Below are 14,549 nucleotides of genomic sequence, written 5' to 3'. Positions count from 1 at the left end.
TTACATCTTCCCTGAGACTTCTGCACATGCTTTCATTGCTTCCATCACCGCACTTCTAAACCCATTCTTCTCCAGTACCCTTACCGCCTCAATCGTTGTTCCTGCCGGAGAGCAGACCATATCTTTTAATTCTCCCGGATGCCTCCCTGTGTCCAGCACCATCTTCGCGCTACCATATACTGCCTGTGCCGCGAATTTATATGCCTGCTGTCTCGGCATTCCTGCCGCCACTGCCGCATCCGCCATCGCCTCAAGCAGCATAAACACATACGCCGGAGAACTGCCGCTTACAGAGACAACCGCATCCATCAGCCTCTCCGGAACAATTTCCACTTTTCCAAATGCCTCTAATATATGCAGCACATACGCCTTTTCTTCTTCCGTAACCAATTCATTGGGGCAGGCGGCCGTCATCCCCTCTCCCACCATTGCAGGAGTATTCGGCATTGTACGGACAAGCTTTACCTCTTTTCCAAACTGTCCCTTAAGCCACTCCAATGTCTTTCCCGGCGCAATCGTAACCACAATCTTGCTTCCCTCTATACAGTCTTTTATTTCTGCGATCGTCTCTTCATAAAACTGCGGTTTCACTGACAGAATCAGTACCTCTGCACTGGAAGCCACCTCCTTATTGTCTGCCGTCACGCAGATGCCGTACATCTTTTTTATTCTCTCTCTTCCCTGTTCGCTTATGTCTGAACCAATGATTTCCTCCGGCTTAAAAACCCCTTTCTTGATGATACCGCCCATGATGGCTCCCGCCATGTTACCTGTTCCGATAAATCCAAGCTTCATTTTCTTTTCTCCTTCTTATTTTCTTTCTCTGTCCTTATCGTACGCGAAATCCCCGTTCTTCTTCTAGAGGAATTTCCTTCGTATCCATCCATTCAATCGAAATAAAGTGCCCGCCATTTAGCCCTTTCAACAGTTTATTTATCAGGGCTTCTCGTCCTTGTACTTCCATTGTCACAGTACCGTCCCATTCATTTCGTACCCATCCGGTAAGCTCCAGAGACTGGGCAAGATATTTTGCAGTATAACGAAATCCCACTCCCTGAACTCTGCCATGAAATACAATATGCTTTCTCACCTCCGACATTGTCCCACCGCCTTTTTCTTAATGAAAGCTTTGTTCTGTTCTCTCTATAATCTCATCTTGCAGAGCCTTGCTCAAATTACGGAAATGATCGCTGTAGCCTGCTACCCGTACAATCAAATCCTTGTAATCGTCTGGATGCTTCTGCGCTTCGATTAAGGTCTCCTTGTCGATTACATTAAACTGAATATGGTGCCCGTCCATATTAAAATACGTGCGCACCAGATTTGCCATCTGGGTAAGTCCTTCTTCCCCTGCCACGACACCAGGTGTAAACTTTTGGTTTAAAAGTGTCCCGCCAGTCTGAAGATGATCCATTTTTGCACAGGATTTTACAACGGCTGTCGGCCCGTTTGTATCTGCCCCCTTCTCCGGTGAAATCCCTTCGGAAACCGGCTTGTGCGCCAGGCGTCCGTTGGCGCTGGCCATCATCACCTCTCCAAAATATACGTGGCAGGTGGTCGGGAGCATATTAATCCGGTACGTGCCGCCCAGCATATTCGGCCTGCCCGTAACCTGTTCCCGATAATAAGCAAATACGGACTTCATAATATCGTCTGCATAATCATCATCATTTCCGTATTTCGGTGTTTTATTTTTTACCAGGTTCCAGATTCTTTCATGTCCTTCAAAATTATCTTCCAGCGCTTCTAATAATTCTTGCATTGTAAATTTCTTTTTGTCATAGACATTATATTTTACCGCTGCCAGACAGTCTGTTATTGTACCGATCCCCACTCCCTGGATGTATTTCGTATTATATCTGGCTCCTCCGCCGTTGTAGTCTTTCCCTTTTGCGATACAGTCATTTGTAATCACTGATAGAAATGGCACTGGCATATGTTCCGCGTAAATCCTCTCAATTACATTACTGCCCTTTATCTTTATATCCAGGAAATACGCAATCTGTTTTTTATATGCCTCGAACAGCTCCTCATATGTGGAAAATCCTGCCGCCTCTCCGGTCTGCGGCCCTAATTGTCTGCCTGCCACTTTATCATATCCATTATTTAAAGTCAGCTCAAAAATCTTCGGCAGATTAAAATATCCGGTCAGAATATACGCTTCATTTCCAAATGCCCCTGTCTCCACACAGCCGCTTGTTCCTCCCTTTCTGGCATCCTCCAGGGATTTTCCCGCGTTGAGCAGTTCTTGTATGATTGCCTCTGTATTATAAAATGCCGGCTGTCCCCATCCTTTTCTCGAAATCTCACAGGCGCGCTTTAAGAATTTCATCGGGGTCTTTTTACTGATCTGCACATTCGAGCTTGGCTGCAGCAGCTTCATCTCATCCATACAGTCCAAAATCAAATAACTGACATCATTCACCCCGTTTTCACCCTCCGGAGTAATCCCTCCTGTGTTCAAATTCGCAAAATCGGTATATGTACCGCTTTCTTTCAGCGTAATTCCTACCTTCGGCGGCGCCGGCTGATTATTGAATTTCACCCAGAGACACTCCAGCAGCTCCAACGCCCTCTCTTCGTCCAGAATCCCCGCTTCTATATCCTTCTGATAGAAAGGATTCAAGTGCTGGTCGAGACGCCCCGGGCTGTATGAATCCCATGGATTTAGCTCGCTTGTCACACTTAAATGTACAAACCAGTACATCTGGATCGCCTGCCAGTATGTCTGCGGTTTATGCGCCGGAACAACATCACAGTTAGCGGCAATTTGAAGCAGCTCTGCCCTGCGCGTTTCATCCGCTTCTTTCTCCGCCAGCTCCCTTGCATATGCCGCATAGCGTTCTCCCAAAATCATAATGGCGTCGCAGGCAATTTTCATTCCTTCCAGTTCATTCTTCTTGTCATATGCCTCTGCATCATTTAAGAAATCCAGATGTGCGATTGCCTCCTGAATTTCTTCTTTATAATCCTGAAATCCTTTCTCATAGATCTTCACAGAGCCCACCGTGTGCCCCGGCCCTCTTTGTTCCATAAACTCTGTAAAAATCCCACATTCATAGGCAGCCTTCCACTCCGGCGTCATTTCCCGCAGAATTTTGTGCCGGATAGAGCGCTTCTCCCAATAGGGAAGCATTACTTCCTTCTGCACCTTGTAATCTTCTTCGTTTACCTTAAAATGAATCAGTTTCCTGTCATTCATTACACGCATGTCTTCCACCGTATGACAGCACAACTCCGGAAAAGTAGGCGCCGCCTGCGGAGCATCCCCCTTCTCTCCCACAATCAATTCTCCTTCTCCGATATAGAGCGTTTTAGACGCGAAATACTCTTTGAGCACTTGCGCCCTAAGCTCCGGCACCGACAACTCCCCCTCATACTTTCGGTACGTTTCTGTCTCTGATTTTGCGCGTTCTAAGTCAATATGCGCCGATGTGTCTAAACTGATTCTTCTTAGCTTCCTGATTCTTTCGTTCATACCTCTTTCTTCCATTACTGCCTCCTTTTATCCTCCAATCTTCACTTTATATCCTGCTTCTTTGAATAGCTTCGCAAGCCCTTCCATCTCTTCTTTCGAAGGAGCATGCAGCGCTTCCCCCATATATTGCTTCCCGATCCGCGCGTATTTAGAACTGCCTGTATTGTGATAGGGCAGAAGGTGAATCTGTACTACCCGTATCTTCTTTTCCTTCAGATACGAAAGAATCGCTTTCATACTTGCCGCATCTCCATTCACCTCTCTTATCGTAGGTATGCGAATGTATATCCTTGCTCCCATACGACTTAAATATTCCAGATTTTTTAGAATCTGTTCATTTCCAAAGCCAATATATTTCCTATGTACCGCATTATCCATCGTCTTTATGTCATAGAGAAAGGTCTCCGCAAAAGGAAGAATTCTTTCAAAATTCTCACGCGGAGCATACCCGCACGTATCGATCGCCACATCAATTCCCGCGCGCTTCAGCTTCTTTGCCACTGCCTCCACAAAATCCATGTCAAAAAGCATCACCTCTCCGCCGGATAATGTTACTCCTCCGCCGGACTCTTCATAAAACATTTCATCCTTTTTCAGCTCTTTGACGAGTTCCTCTGCCGTATATTCTTTTCCTGCAATTTCCCGCAGATTCAGACTACAGGCATCTGCACATTCTCCGCAGGCGGTGCATACTTTTCTGTCCGTATGCGCCTTGCCATTTTGTATACTGACCGCCCCACGCGGACAGACCTTACTGCACGCGCCGCAGCCAATACAGCCATCTTCCTTATACAGCAGCTCTTTTTCTGCCTTCTGCGTCTCCGGATTATGGCACCACTGACATTTCAGCGCACAGCCTTTAAAAAATACCGTTGTGCGGATCCCATCTCCGTCGTGGATCGAATACTTCTGTATATCTGTAATCAGCCTCATCTTCTCTCCCCCCTTAACGTCCGGCAAATTTGTCGTGCCCACTTTTTAGACTGATGTTTGTACTTTAGTCTAATTTTATCACACGCTTACATATACGACAAGAAAAATCTGTTCCTCTGCTTCTATATTTCTCTCAACACTGTAGCGTCGGTGTACAAAGAGCAATACGGTCGATGAAGGACAGACGATTGAGGCGTACTGATGAAGTGCAACGATTGAGTATAACGCTGAAAATCGCCGAAATCACGCAGCTTGAGGCGTGTTGCCTCTTATACACCAATGCTATCTACTCTTTTTTGGAATTCATAAAATTTATCAATATATATTTCTATGATCTGCCTGCAATACTTTTTAACAATCATTCCGTCATAATCATGTATAAGCTGATTTCTCACCTGCAGCATTTCCATCCAGACATCCCCGTCAATTAATTCCGCTTTGAATGCCTCTTTTAATACTTCTCTGGGAGAACCAGCTATAAATCCCGTAATCGCGTAATATTGAATCAAAATATCCTTCATCACTTTCCAAGACAAATCAAAGGTAATACTAAACTTTGCACTTGTCCCACTTAATACAAAAGAATCCGACATGTCTCTGTCCTTTGCCTCCGCCAGGGAAGCCAGAGAATTCTGAAAGGATGCATACCTTTTACAAAATTTTACGTCCATACTTTTCTATATCCTCCAGTAATAGGGAATTTTCACATTCATCCATATTTACAAGGTCAATCTTATAAAGCGTAGAAATTGCCATGATTTCTTCTTCTAACACTGAAAAGTCCTCCGTTCCTGAAACTGCAATGTCTATATCGCTTCGTTCTCGTTGCGTCCCTTTTGCACGTGAACCGAACAAAAATACCTCCCTTACATTATATTGCCTGCAAATTTTTACAATCTTCTGTAATATCTCATCCACTGTCATACTGTTTTTCCCTTTCTCTCTTCCGGCGCCGATGCGCAGGAAACAATATGATACACCGACGCTGACCATCGCAAATGATAGTTCTATTTTATCAAAAGTATTGCCAAAAATCTATACCTTGTCGAGCGAAGCCCACGACAAACGCATGAATGAATAAATTGTAAACATCTATCCTGATTTTCTGGTATATTCGAAAAAAAGGATGGATATTATCATGCTTGTGTTTTTTTGCCACGATTGCCAACCCAGAGGGGAAATGGAAATAAAAAGCAGAAAGGCAATCATATCGTCAGTGCAGTAGATGAAAGAGGGTTCTGTCTGGAGCAGAAGTGCGTGGAAGAAAAAACAAATGAGATAACAGCACTCCCTGAATTATTAGACAGCCTGAATATAAAGGGACCCAAGGAAGTCTGATGGAGGATGTGAAAGGGTATTTTTCGGATGAAGAACTCCTGCAAAAATGTGCATACAAAAAAAATAGAAAAACCACGGGGAAAGATAGAGAAACGGGAGTACTGGCAGACAGAAGATATCTCGTGGCTAAGCCGGAAGAAAAAGTAGACGGGTTAAAGAGCATAGTGCCGACACGGAATACGATAACAGAAGCGGATGGAAAAGAGGCAGTGGATGAGAGATATTTTATCAGCAGTCTTCCGACAGATATAGAAAAGATCCAGAGAGCAGTGCGGGGGCACTGGATGATAGAAAGTTATCACTGGCATTGAATATCTTAAAGATATCAGAAGTGGGTCGTCGTCCGTTAAGCATAAAAAAGAAACGAACGTTATGCAATTGGAACAAATCCAGAAAAACATCTGGATGAGCTTATGGATTTGTAAAAATTTTTAAAATTCAATAGGCTTAGCAGGGAAACACATTCATGTGTTTGTTGTGCAGAACTTTTCCTCCTCTATTGTGTATTTTTTCTCAATATGCTATAATTTCTTCATAGCTTCGTTCTGATTACAAAGGAATTTCCTAAGTAAGAAGGCGCATATATGAAAAGGTAGTAAAGGAGGGTTTCCCTCTGCTTTTGTCATACCTGCGCTTAAAAGGCGCAGGTCTTTTTGTTTTCCAGGAAAGACCTGCCACTAAAGCTATTTCACACTGGGAGCCTTTGGACAGATTAAACACATACTACAAGGAGGTGTCTGCCACGGAAACACGAATAGCCCTTATCGGGATCGTCGTCAATTCAAATACCCATATAGACGAGTTGAACCACCTATTAAGTCAATATGCCACTTACATTATCGGCAGAATGGGAATCCCCTACCGGGAAAAGGGGATCTCTATTATCAGCGTCGCCATTGACGCCCCAAATGACGTTATCAGCGCCCTGTCCGGAAAACTGGGTATGCTTCCCGGAATCAGCACAAAAACTATCTACGCCAAAACAAACGCATAATCGGAGAGTACACATGAAGAGCTTAAATAAACTTATCGACAAGCTTGCCTGCACCCATGCCCTTTCAAAAGAAGAATGGGTACAGCTTATCCAGAGCCGAGACAGCGAAGTGAGCGAATATTTATTTTCGCTGGCACTCCGGACACGTGAAAAATATTACGGTGACGACATCTATATACGCGGACTGATTGAATTCACTAACTACTGCAAAAATGACTGTCTCTACTGTGGCATACGCAGAAGTAATCCGCATGTAAACCGTTACCGCCTGACAAAAGAAGAAATTCTCTCCTGCTGTTGCGCAGGCTATGAGCTTGGATTCCGTACATTTGTACTCCAGGGCGGGGAGGACGGGTACTATACCGATCCTGTCCTGGAAGACATTGTAAAGTCGATCCATACTTCTTTCCCTGACTGTGCCATTACCTTGTCTGTCGGAGAACGTTCCCTTGAAAGCTATCAGAGACTCTTTGACGCTGGAGCCAATCGTTATCTTTTGCGCCATGAGACCTATAATGCTTCCCATTATGCCAGGCTTCATCCGGCGTCTCTAAGCGCCGCGCACCGGCAGCAGTGCCTGTGGAATTTAAAAAAAATCGGATACCAGGTCGGTACTGGATTCATGGTCGGCTCTCCTTACCAGACTCCGGAAAATCTGGCAGAGGATATGCTTTTTCTGAAAGAGCTCAACCCGCACATGGTAGGGATCGGGCCTTTTATCCCGCACCACGACACGCCTTTTTCCGGCGAAAGCGCAGGTACTTTAGAGTTGACGCTTTTCTTGCTCGCTCTTATCCGCCTGCTGCTTCCCAAAGTCCTTCTGCCCGCCACCACCGCGCTTGGTACGATCGCACCAGACGGAAGGGAGCAGGGAATTCTTGCCGGTGCGAATGTAGTGATGCCAAATCTTTCACCTGGGAACGTCCGCAAAGACTACGCGCTCTATGACAATAAAATCTGTACGGGGGCGGAGGCGGCAGAATGCATACAGGACTTAGAACAGCGCATACATTCTGTCGGCTGCCATATCACAGTCACTCGTGGCGATTCTTTAAACACAACCGAAGAAAAATGACCTTTATTAAATAATACTTACTAAATAATACTATGGAGGATATAACAATGTATGATGTAAACTCAAAACACGCAGAGGACTTTATCAACCACGAAGAAATCCTGGAGACGCTCGCCTATGCAGACGAAAACAAGCACAATACTGCCTTGATTGACGCCTTGATTGAAAAGGCGAAAAAACGAAAAGGACTTTCCCACAGAGAGGCTTCTGTCCTGCTCGCCTGTGACCTGGAGGAAAAAAATCAGGAAATCTTTAAACTGGCAGAACAGATTAAGAAAGATTTCTACGGCAACCGGATTGTCATGTTCGCCCCTCTTTATCTTTCCAACTACTGTATCAATGGATGTACCTACTGTCCATACCATGCCAAGAACAAGCACATTGCCAGAAAACAACTAACTCAAGAGGAGATCCGCCAAGAGGTCATTGCACTGCAGGATATGGGGCATAAGCGCCTCGCTCTCGAGGCAGGGGAAGATCCTGTACGTAATACAATGGAGTACTATCTGGACTGTATCAACACGATTTACAGCATCAAGCACAAAAACGGCGCCATCCGCAGAGTCAATATCAATATTGCAGCAACCACTGTGGACAATTACCGCCTTTTAAAAGAAGCAGGCATCGGCACCTACATTTTATTCCAGGAAACCTATCATAAGGAAAGCTACCTAAACCTTCATCCGACAGGGCCAAAGCATGACTATGATTACCATACAGAAGCAATGGATCGTGCAATGAAAGGCGGAATCGACGACGTAGGAGTGGGGGTTTTATTTGGACTGGATAAATACCGCTATGAATTTGCCGGACTTTTGATGCACGCAGAACATTTAGAGGCGGCTTTCGGGGTAGGACCTCATACAATCAGTGTTCCTCGTCTACGTGATGCGGATGACATTGATTCTTCAGAGTTTAAAAACGGTATCGACGATGACACATTCGCGAAGCTGGTTGCCTGTATCCGCATCGCAGTTCCCTATACCGGCATGATCATTTCTACCCGTGAAAGCCAGAAAACAAGAGAGCACGTACTCCACCTAGGTATTTCTCAAATAAGCGGCGGCTCCCGTACCAGCGTGGGCGGCTACTGCGAACCGGAATCAGATGCCGAAAAATCCGAGCAGTTCGACGTTATCGATACAAGAACCCTTGATGAAGTGGTCTGTTGGCTGATGGAAATGGGATATATTCCCAGCTTCTGCACCGCCTGCTACCGTGAAGGACGAACCGGCGATCGTTTCATGTCTCTGTGCAAAAGCGGGCAGATTCAGAACTGCTGCCATCCGAATGCATTGATGACCTTAAAGGAATATCTGACAGACTATGCCTCACCGAAAACAAAGGCAATCGGAGACAAGCTGATTGAAAAAGAGGTATTAAACGTTCCCAACGAAAAGGCACGCGCTGTAGTATTGGATAATTTGAGGCTGATTGAACAAGATAACCGCAGGGATTTCCGCTTTTAATCCTGATCTGTCTTTTAAATATCGCAAGTAAGAACAATTCTTACGAAGCAAAGAGAGGAGAAATATTATGAGCCTTAACGCAGTACCTTCATCAAACCGACTGCACATCGGGATTTTCGGCAGAAGAAACGCCGGAAAATCCAGCATTATCAATGCAGTTACCGGACAAAATCTGGCGATTGTCTCTGAGGTACAGGGAACCACCACAGATCCCGTACTAAAATCCATGGAGCTTCTGCCCCTGGGGCCGGTTGTCCTCATAGACACCCCGGGGCTTGATGACGAGGGAGAACTTGGAGCTCTGCGGATAAAAAAAGCAGTCCAGATGTTGAACAAAACAGATATTGCTCTCCTCGTTGTGGATGGAAGGACCGGAATCACCGATAAAGACAGAGAGATTCTAAATAAAATTCAGGAGAAAAAAATTCCCTTTATCATTGTCTATAATAAATGTGATTTAGTCCGGCCCCCATACGCTGATACACAAAACAGTGTATGGGTAAGCGCGGATACAGGAGAAAACATAGACACGCTAAAAAATCGAATCGCAGATTGTGTGCCGAAAGAAAGGCAGGAGAAAAAAATCGTGGGCGACTTGGTTGCTCCCGGAGATTTTGTCGTTCTTGTCATTCCCATCGACGACGCCGCGCCCAAAGGCCGTCTGATTTTGCCCCAGCAGCAGACAATGCGGGATCTTTTGGATTCCGGCGCAGCCGTAGTCGCCGTACAGGATACAGAGCTAAAAGAAACCCTCCATCAGTTGAAAAAAACACCTGCTCTTGTAATCACAGACAGCCAGGTGTTTGAAAAAGTTGCCGCTGACACCCCCCTGGAGATTCCCCTTACTTCCTTTTCTATCCTGTTCGCCAGATATAAAGGGAATCTACAGACTTTAACAGAGGGCGCCCTCATGCTGGATCGACTAAATGACAATGACACGATTCTTATTTCCGAAGGATGCACCCATCACAGACAATGCAATGATATTGGAACCGTCAAGCTGCCCAAGTGGATTTTAAACCATACCGGAAAAAATATCCATTTTTCCTTCACAAGCGGAACGGAATTCCCCGCTGATTTGTCCCCTTATCGGTTGGTTATTCACTGCGGAGGCTGTATGCTGAACGACCGCGAAATGCAATACCGCCTATGCTGTGCGAAGGATCAGGGAATTCCCATCACCAATTACGGAACTGCAATCGCACACATGAAAGGGATTTTAAAGCGAAGTACGGCTGTATTTTCTACCTCGAAGGCATGAATTTAAAAATTTCTCCCGCTACATTCGACATCGGCATTGTCTGAAGCCAGATATGCCCGGGGCCTGTTACAATCGTATTGAATACACCCTCCCCGCCAAACACCATGTTCTTTAACCCCGGCACAGTCTGAATATCCATCATGCAGGAGCTTTCCATCGCCGCAAGATATCCGGTATCGACTACAATCTGCTGTCCGGGCTGTAGATCATATTCTACGATATGTCCGTCAAATTCCAGAAACGCCATGCCTCTGCCGGAAAGCTTCTGCATGATAAATCCCTCGCCGCCGAAAATGCCGCTTCCCAGTTTTTTCTGAAAATATACAGAAAGCTCTACCTCCGCTTCTGAAGCAAGGAAAGCGGATTTCTGGACAATCAATTCTCTTCCAGGGAGAATTTCATAAGGTATGATTCTCCCCGGAAAGCTGGAGGCAAATGCAATCATCCCATTCCCGCCCTCTGCGGTATAGACATTCTGGAAAAAGGAATCCCCTGCAAACATTCTCCCAAATGCCTTGCCAAATCCACCGTTTGAGGTTGTCTCCATTCTCATATTCGGAGACATCCAGCACATAGAGCCTTTCTCTGTGATCATCTGCTCTCCTCTGTCCAGATAGCAGACTACCGCCGGCAGTGTTTCCCCTTTTATTTCATACTTCATCCTTTGTACCTCCTCTTCGCCATTCCCATACCGTTTCACACTCTATTTCCATTATACTGTATTTTTTCTGCTGTGTCTTACTATTTCTCACTTATACAACATAGGCCCTGCCTCTATCATTCCATAGATAAAAAGATACACGCCGGAAACAAATAGAATGCCGGAGACTGCAATCAATGAAATCACGACACCCGGTTTTTTCCGCGGAAACAAGGTGTCACGATAGCCCTCTGTCTGGCTGTGCAGCAAATAATTGCCGATATAAAGGCAGGCCGGAGCTGCGGCTGACAGAATCACCGACAATCCTATGCTTGCCAGCGGAATTTCCTGCATCTCAAGCCCATAGCTGCTCTGCGCCATATACCGGTATATATCTCCTAAAGCGGCAATCACTACAACAGAGGACATATTATTGATAAAATGATACAGGCAGCTATAAAACAGATTCCCTGTCTCCAGGAAAATAAATCCAAGTGCAATGCCGCCCAGAGTCGTCGGCAGGAATTTAGCCAGACTGCCATGAAACAGCCCAAATATGATACCACTGATGAGAAGGATCGCCCATTTATTTTTCAGGGGACGCAGACTGTTGACAAACACACCCCGAAATAACACTTCCTCACAAATTGCAGGAGATACCGCTAAGATCAATGTCAGCAGGACTACCGGTGTGCCCGCATATCCAAGTGCTGTCTCAACCCCTGACTCAAAATATACTGCCGGGAAAAACAACTGTAATATCAGCGTAGTGACAGAGAGTACCAGCATCATCCCCATCCACATAATAACAACCCCTGCTATAGCTGTAAAAGACGGCTTTCGGAAAGGGAACACTTCTTTTAAGTTTCCTTTCCATATCCAGACCGCAGCCACAGACAGAATGAAAAAACCTGCTTCTCCTAAAATACTTCCCATTCTTCCCAATTGTCCTACGATTTTCGGGGCAATCAAAAACAGGTATACGGCCGCCACAAGAATAACCAGAAATCCCTGCCAGGGCCGCAGTGTCCTGTATTCCTTTTTCTTTTCCTCTTCCAATTCTGTTCCCCTTTCTTTTTACACCTTATCAGGCGAACTCCGCTATCCTGAAAGGATTGTATTACAATATCATTTTCCTGATTATAACACAACTATATAAACAACACACTGGGAAAATCACTATAGAGTTTTCAAAAGGCATAAAAAACCTCCTTCCATTGTACATAAATAAACATCTTTCATATATACAAAAGAAGAAGGTTAATAATCAATGTCATAAGATGACAGTCCCTTTTCTAATATTTACGCTTAAATATTAAGTCATTCCAAAAACGCTTATCGTTGTTGTAATCAACATTGTCTGGTTTCCGTTCTTAAGATTTTTAGTTCTATCACTAATACCGTAAGACCATATTATTCCGTTTTCCCATTAAAATATTTTAGGAAAAACAATATATATTATAAAAACAGATCATGATAATAACAAACATAAGTATTATGAAAAGTTTATCTACAATGCTGCTTTCAATTTTAGCATTAATAGCACGTCCCACCACTCCGCCTAAAATGCCACAAATAATCATGCCACTCAGTATTGGTCGTGAAAGAAGTTCAAATAGATAGCAGACAATCCGGACACCTCTTACAAGTGATAGTTTTTATCATTATTTGTCAATTTCACCAGATTATAAATATTAATAGCTGCTAGACATAAATTCATGAATGCAATCGGATATGAATGAATAATAAATCCATAACAAGAAAAAATACTGCTTCCTATCAAATTAATGATTCTTAATTTTACAATAGAAGACATCAGCATGGACCCAACCACGAGTATCGAGCCAAAATACCCCATTAATTCAATTAGTAATTCTGTTTTCATTCTCTATCCCTCATTATATTTTTGATTTTTTATGACAGAAGACGGTTTGCATCCATCACTTTTTTCTTAAAAATATCTAATAAGCCATCCTGCGTATGCTCCATATATTGATGCATTTTTTTTCGGTAGGATATGATCAGCCCCTGATATGACGGAGCATCCATTAAATTATATAAACAATTTGGATCTTTCTCTATGTCATAAAATTCTTCCGGTATTCGATACAGAAAAAAATCCACTCTGCTTTTGATAGTTTCATCCGTTTCAGCAGCAATTTGCATTGCGGGAAATGTAAGCCCTGATGTGGATTCATTTAAAAATTTTTCACCATTTCCTGCCCATGCATTAAATATATAGGCATATTTTACTCCCTGCACGCACCGCATTGGATAATGTCGTTCTTTCCCTGTACTGGCGTTTTTAGCCGTTTTAAAAAAAGAAGTAAAAACAGTATCATACTGATGGGGTACATCATGCTCCAGTACATTGCGCAAAGACTTTCCGTCAACACCGGCAATCTGCTCTATTTCCAAAAAATCAAGTACTGTAGGAGTATAGTCAATTGAAGATATCAGAGCTTTTGTCCGTTTTCCGGATGGAATAACACCAGGCAGACGCACTATAAACGGACTCCTTGTACCATGAAGATAACAATTTGTTTTTGCGAATGGCAACGCTGCTCCATTATCTGAAAGAAACATAATGAAAGTATTTTCACTCATCCCCTCCTCTTCCAACGCTTTTAGGATACATCCAACAGCTTCGTCAGCGCGATGTACGGACGAATAATAGTCTGCAACCTCTCTTTGCACGTCCGGCAGATTCGGTAGATAACCCGGTACTTCAATTTCCTCTGGCTTGTAGTATCTCCTTGCCGACACATATTTCCCACGAAAATATGATCCGTCATTTAAGTCCGTCTCTCTCTTGGTACATTTACCAGATTTTGACAAAAATTCTGGTGTTTCGAATTCAGAACCTGCATACGGACGATGAGGATCATGGGAATTTGCCATCAGAAAAAACGGACGTTTTTTCTCTTTTGCCTGCCTGATAAACTTTTTCGTATGCTCATACATCCGTTTTGGATCCCGTCCCCAGCTTTCTTCTTCCGTTAGCGTATGTGCTGCGTAATCCCATGCAAATTTTTCTTCTGGCTGTAAATGGGGCACTTTTCCAATAATACCGTTATAGTACCCATATTCCCGCAGATGTTCCGTCAGCGTGGTAACGCAAAAATCAATCTGTTCAAACCCTCTTGCACCGTTTTTATGTGGATACCTTCCAGTCATCAATGCGGAGCGCGACGGTTGACAGACCGCTATGGCCACATAAGAGTTTTCACATAACACCCCTTCTTCTGCCAAACGATCGATATTAGGCGTAATATCTGGGACCCTACATCCCATACACCCTAAAGAATCCCATGACATATCGTCAACTGTAATCAATAAAACATTTCTATTATTCATATTT

The 14,549-nt window shown here is 44.1% G+C and carries 14 protein-coding genes; 5 read left to right on the top strand and 9 right to left on the bottom strand.

Annotated elements, in window-relative coordinates; translation table 11 throughout:
* The 6 genes from proC to ACZ5C4_RS04385 form a co-directional block, all read right to left on the bottom strand.
* Entirely contained in the window at positions 1–795 is a 795-nt protein-coding gene (proC, locus tag ACZ5C4_RS04410) for a pyrroline-5-carboxylate reductase (protein ID WP_464519935.1), read from the bottom strand.
* Positions 796–829: 34 nt separating this feature from the next.
* Positions 830–1,099 carry an acylphosphatase gene (locus tag ACZ5C4_RS04405; protein WP_186875530.1) on the bottom strand — a complete coding sequence of 90 codons (270 nt, stop codon included), beginning with the start codon at positions 1,097–1,099 and terminating at the stop codon, positions 830–832.
* 18 nt (positions 1,100–1,117) lie between these two features.
* The gene (gene hypD, locus ACZ5C4_RS04400) at positions 1,118–3,493 is read right to left on the bottom strand and encodes a trans-4-hydroxy-L-proline dehydratase (RefSeq protein WP_464519934.1); all 2,376 of its coding nucleotides are present in this window, start codon (positions 3,491–3,493) and stop codon (positions 1,118–1,120) included.
* A 12-nt stretch (positions 3,494–3,505) separates the two neighbouring features.
* Complete coding sequence (locus tag ACZ5C4_RS04395) at positions 3,506–4,411, bottom strand: trans-4-hydroxy-L-proline dehydratase activase (RefSeq protein WP_464519933.1); 906 nt, start codon at positions 4,409–4,411, stop codon at positions 3,506–3,508.
* A 269-nt stretch (positions 4,412–4,680) separates the two neighbouring features.
* Positions 4,681–5,082 carry an HI0074 family nucleotidyltransferase substrate-binding subunit gene (locus ACZ5C4_RS04390; RefSeq protein ID WP_464519932.1) on the bottom strand — a complete coding sequence of 134 codons (402 nt, stop codon included), beginning with the start codon at positions 5,080–5,082 and terminating at the stop codon, positions 4,681–4,683.
* Positions 5,063–5,335, bottom strand: coding sequence for a nucleotidyltransferase family protein (locus tag ACZ5C4_RS04385; RefSeq protein ID WP_464519931.1), 273 nt, complete (start codon positions 5,333–5,335; stop codon positions 5,063–5,065). Before ACZ5C4_RS04385 ends, ACZ5C4_RS04390 begins: the two co-directional genes overlap by 20 nt.
* A 413-nt stretch (positions 5,336–5,748) precedes the next feature.
* Between ACZ5C4_RS04385 and ACZ5C4_RS04380 the strand changes: the two genes are divergently transcribed.
* The 5 genes from ACZ5C4_RS04380 to hydF all read left to right on the top strand — a co-directional run bounded on the left by ACZ5C4_RS04380 (position 5,749) and on the right by hydF (position 10,548).
* Positions 5,749–6,060, top strand: coding sequence for a hypothetical protein (locus tag ACZ5C4_RS04380; RefSeq protein WP_464519930.1), 312 nt, complete (start codon positions 5,749–5,751; stop codon positions 6,058–6,060).
* Positions 6,061–6,482: 422 nt separating this feature from the next.
* The gene (locus ACZ5C4_RS04375) at positions 6,483–6,743 is read left to right on the top strand and encodes a TM1266 family iron-only hydrogenase system putative regulator (protein WP_464522305.1); all 261 of its coding nucleotides are present in this window, start codon (positions 6,483–6,485) and stop codon (positions 6,741–6,743) included.
* 13 nt (positions 6,744–6,756) lie between these two features.
* Positions 6,757–7,818, top strand: a complete 1,062-nt coding sequence (gene hydE, locus ACZ5C4_RS04370) for a [FeFe] hydrogenase H-cluster radical SAM maturase HydE (protein ID WP_464519929.1) — start codon at positions 6,757–6,759, stop codon at positions 7,816–7,818.
* A 47-nt stretch (positions 7,819–7,865) separates the two neighbouring features.
* On the top strand, positions 7,866–9,287 hold the full coding sequence (gene hydG / locus ACZ5C4_RS04365) for a [FeFe] hydrogenase H-cluster radical SAM maturase HydG (RefSeq protein ID WP_464519928.1): 1,422 nt from the start codon (positions 7,866–7,868) through the stop codon (positions 9,285–9,287).
* Positions 9,288–9,354: 67 nt separating this feature from the next.
* Positions 9,355–10,548: a [FeFe] hydrogenase H-cluster maturation GTPase HydF gene (gene hydF / locus ACZ5C4_RS04360; RefSeq protein ID WP_464519927.1), complete on the top strand. Its 1,194-nt coding sequence runs from the start codon at positions 9,355–9,357 to the stop codon at positions 10,546–10,548.
* Here the strand turns inward: hydF and ACZ5C4_RS04355 are convergent.
* The 3 genes from ACZ5C4_RS04355 to ACZ5C4_RS04345 form a co-directional block, all read right to left on the bottom strand.
* The gene (locus ACZ5C4_RS04355; protein WP_464519926.1) at positions 10,532–11,209 is read right to left on the bottom strand and encodes a TIGR00266 family protein; all 678 of its coding nucleotides are present in this window, start codon (positions 11,207–11,209) and stop codon (positions 10,532–10,534) included. The two genes, hydF and ACZ5C4_RS04355, sit on opposite strands and share 17 nt — an antisense overlap.
* 87 nt (positions 11,210–11,296) lie before the next feature.
* Positions 11,297–12,247: a CPBP family glutamic-type intramembrane protease gene (locus ACZ5C4_RS04350; RefSeq protein WP_464519925.1), complete on the bottom strand. Its 951-nt coding sequence runs from the start codon at positions 12,245–12,247 to the stop codon at positions 11,297–11,299.
* An 855-nt stretch (positions 12,248–13,102) separates the two neighbouring features.
* Positions 13,103–14,545: a sulfatase family protein gene (locus ACZ5C4_RS04345; RefSeq protein WP_464519924.1), complete on the bottom strand. Its 1,443-nt coding sequence runs from the start codon at positions 14,543–14,545 to the stop codon at positions 13,103–13,105.
* Positions 14,546–14,549: the final 4 nt, after the last annotated feature.

Source organism: Mediterraneibacter flintii, assembly GCF_055387595.1.
Note: the sequence above shows the minus strand (reverse complement) of the source record. Positions and strands in the feature narration are given on the sequence as shown.

Coding starts and splice junctions, on each gene's coding strand:
- proC (WP_464519935.1), bottom strand. CDS start 795: ATGAAGCTTGGATTTATCGGAACAGGTAACATGGCGGGAGCCATCATG.
- ACZ5C4_RS04405 (WP_186875530.1), bottom strand. CDS start 1,099: ATGTCGGAGGTGAGAAAGCATATTGTATTTCATGGCAGAGTTCAGGGA.
- hypD (WP_464519934.1), bottom strand. CDS start 3,493: ATGGAAGAAAGAGGTATGAACGAAAGAATCAGGAAGCTAAGAAGAATC.
- ACZ5C4_RS04395 (WP_464519933.1), bottom strand. CDS start 4,411: ATGAGGCTGATTACAGATATACAGAAGTATTCGATCCACGACGGAGAT.
- ACZ5C4_RS04390 (WP_464519932.1), bottom strand. CDS start 5,082: ATGGACGTAAAATTTTGTAAAAGGTATGCATCCTTTCAGAATTCTCTG.
- ACZ5C4_RS04385 (WP_464519931.1), bottom strand. CDS start 5,335: ATGACAGTGGATGAGATATTACAGAAGATTGTAAAAATTTGCAGGCAA.
- ACZ5C4_RS04380 (WP_464519930.1), top strand. CDS start 5,749: ATGGAGGATGTGAAAGGGTATTTTTCGGATGAAGAACTCCTGCAAAAA.
- hydE (WP_464519929.1), top strand. CDS start 6,757: ATGAAGAGCTTAAATAAACTTATCGACAAGCTTGCCTGCACCCATGCC.
- hydG (WP_464519928.1), top strand. CDS start 7,866: ATGTATGATGTAAACTCAAAACACGCAGAGGACTTTATCAACCACGAA.
- hydF (WP_464519927.1), top strand. CDS start 9,355: ATGAGCCTTAACGCAGTACCTTCATCAAACCGACTGCACATCGGGATT.
- ACZ5C4_RS04355 (WP_464519926.1), bottom strand. CDS start 11,209: ATGAAGTATGAAATAAAAGGGGAAACACTGCCGGCGGTAGTCTGCTAT.
- ACZ5C4_RS04345 (WP_464519924.1), bottom strand. CDS start 14,545: ATGAATAATAGAAATGTTTTATTGATTACAGTTGACGATATGTCATGG.